2 protein-coding genes and 1 tRNA gene are annotated in these 2,494 nt (G+C 63.6%); all 3 read left to right on the top strand.

Annotated features, from left to right (window positions below):
• Nucleotides 1-1,933 (top strand): pilus assembly protein (locus AB4Y84_RS19175; protein WP_442250680.1); only part of this gene is annotated, 1,933 nt, incomplete at its 5' end.
• A 22-nt stretch (nucleotides 1,934-1,955) separates the two neighbouring features.
• Nucleotides 1,956-2,369 (top strand): type IV pilin protein, encoded by a 414-nt coding sequence (locus tag AB4Y84_RS19170; protein WP_223494720.1) that lies wholly within the window; start codon nucleotides 1,956-1,958, stop codon nucleotides 2,367-2,369.
• A 51-nt stretch (nucleotides 2,370-2,420) separates the two neighbouring features.
• Nucleotides 2,421-2,494: transfer RNA gene (locus tag AB4Y84_RS19165), tRNA-Asn, on the top strand.

Below are 2,494 nucleotides of genomic sequence, written 5' to 3'. Positions count from 1 at the left end.
GACCAGTACCGGTGCCGACGGTGCAGAGCTGTGGCGGGCATCGAGCAAGCTCGCTTCATCAACCCGGCGCATCTACATGGCAACGGCGCCCACCTCCACCGATTCGGCCAAGGACACGGTTACCGCTGCGAAGGTGGCAGAGTTCACTTCGGCCAACGTACCCGGTGCCGATGACAACGCAAAGGCTGCGACCCTCGGCCTGGTCACGCGTCCGGACTGGTACACCGGCAAGACCTCGGCCAATTTGGTCAGCTACCTGCGTGGTGCTGCCATCAGTGGTTTCCGCACGCGCACCTCGCCGCTGGGCGATATCGTCAACTCGGGTACCGAGGTCGTTTCCAACCGTGATGACTTCGGTTACGGCTACTGGAGTGTCCAGGCGGCTCCATGGAAGAAGACGCTGGGCGCGGCGTACGCCACGTATCTCAAGGCAAAGCGGGCGAGTAGTGGCCCGCCGACGATGATCTATGTCGGTGCCAACGACGGCATGCTGCATGGTTTCAATGGTTCGGACACTGCCGCAGCCGGGAACGAGGAGCTGGCATTCATTCCGTCGGCGTCGCTACAGCACATCGCTGAACTGGCCAACCCCAAGTACGGTCACCGCTACTACGTGGATGGTCCGCTGACATCGTCGGACGTGTACGACGGCAGCAATTGGCGCACTGTGCTGGTGGGTACCACCGGTGGTGGTGGCTCGTCGGTGGCGCCCAGTGGTGGCAAGGCCAGCAACGGATCGGTGTTCGCGCTGGACGTAGGCAATCCGACCGGCTTCGGTGCCAGCAACGTGCTGTGGGAAGTGTCGGGAAAGACCGAGTCGGATCTGGGCTTCGTACTTGGCAAGCCGGTGGTGGTTCCGGTATCGGGCACCACGGCTGGCGGCCAGCCACGTTTCGTGGCGCTGTTCGGCAACGGCGTCAATTCCACCAGCGGCAAGCCGGTGCTGTTCGTGGTCGACATCGCCACGGGCAAGGTGCTGCGCAGGATCTCCCCGACCGGTGCGGCCTACGCCAACCGCAACGGGCTGATCAACGTGGCCACGGTGGCGCTGAAGAACAACGACGGCATCACTGATACGGTTTACAGCGGCGACATGCAGGGCAACCTTTGGAAGTTCGACCTGTCCGATACCAACCCGGCCAACTGGGGGGTGGCATTGGGAGGGGCGCCTTTGTTCACCGCTGTGCGCAACAGCAAACCGCAGCCGATCATGGGCGGCATCGAAGTCACTCGTGGCCCCAGCGGTGGCGTCAGCCTGTTCTTCGGCACCGGCCAGTACTTCGCCGCCGATGACAACGCGGTCAGCAGTTCCTCGCCGGTGCAGAGCCTGTACGGTGTGTGGGACAACCTGCAGACGGCGGCTGGCGGGCGCGCCAACCTGGTGCAGCAGAACATCATCACCACTACGGCCACCGATGGCTACTCGGCGCGTGCCGTCAGCAGCACCAGTTTCGTGTACGGCGCTGTTCGCGGCTGGTATGTGGATCTGGTGGTGAACAGCAGCATCGAAGGTGAGCGCTTCGTGGGCAACCCGAACGTACAGGGCGGCACGGTGTACTTCACCACTTATGTTCCAGGTACCGCCATCTGCGGCAGCGGGGGCGGTGTGAACTGGATGTACGGCCTGAACCTGTTGTCCGGCGGTGGGTCAATGAGTGGGTTGAGCTCGACCATCGGCGGCACCTCGATCTGTACCGGCGACTGTGCGGCCGTGGCCCTGACCAAGGGCGGAGATCTGGGGCAGGGACCTCCGGTGACAGGTACCAACATGTTCGTGCCCAAGCTGGAGCCGTGCGACCCTGCTACCTCCAGCTGTACGGTCGACAAGCTGCTGGAAGCCGAGGCCTGCACGTTCGTACTGCGCAGCCCGGGCGCCGATCCGCTGTACAAGCCGCGTGCGTGTGGTCGCCAGTCGTGGCGGCAGATCCGTTGATGATGCAGTTCGAGGACATTGAATGAACGCCTTTACCCTCCGCCGCAACGCCCGCGGATTCACCCTGATCGAGCTGATGATCACGGTCGCCGTGATCGCGATCCTCGCCGCCGTCGCCATTCCGTCCTACAGCGAGCACGTACGCAAATCCCGGCGTGCACAGGCGAAGGCCGATCTGGTGGAGCTGGCACAGCAGCTGGAGCGCTTCCATACCGTGCAGAACACGTACAGCGGGATGACTCTGCCGTTCACCGTCTCGCCCCGGGAGGGCAAGTCGTACTACACGTTGTCGTTGTCCGGTGCGGCGACGTCATCGGCGTTCACGCTGCAAGCGGTGCCGGGGACTGGCCAGGACAAGGACAAGTGCGGCACCCTGACCCTGGACCAGGCGGGGCGCAAGACGCCCACCGAGGCCAAGGTGGCGGGTTGCTGGTAAGAGACGAAGGTGTTGCAAGCCTCGCAATGAGCGTCTAGAATGCGCCTCCCCGCCCGAATAGCTCAGCCGGTTAGAGCACTTGACTGTTAATCAGGGGGTCGTTGGTTCGAGTCCAACTTCGGGCG

It is taken from the genome of Stenotrophomonas sp. 2YAF22 (assembly GCF_052114665.1).
Taxonomy (GTDB): Bacteria; Pseudomonadota; Gammaproteobacteria; order Xanthomonadales; family Xanthomonadaceae; genus Stenotrophomonas; species Stenotrophomonas indicatrix.
This window is presented reverse-complemented; position numbering and strand designations above follow the sequence as displayed.

Coding starts and splice junctions, on each gene's coding strand:
- AB4Y84_RS19170 (WP_223494720.1), top strand. CDS start 1,956: ATGAACGCCTTTACCCTCCGCCGCAACGCCCGCGGATTCACCCTGATC.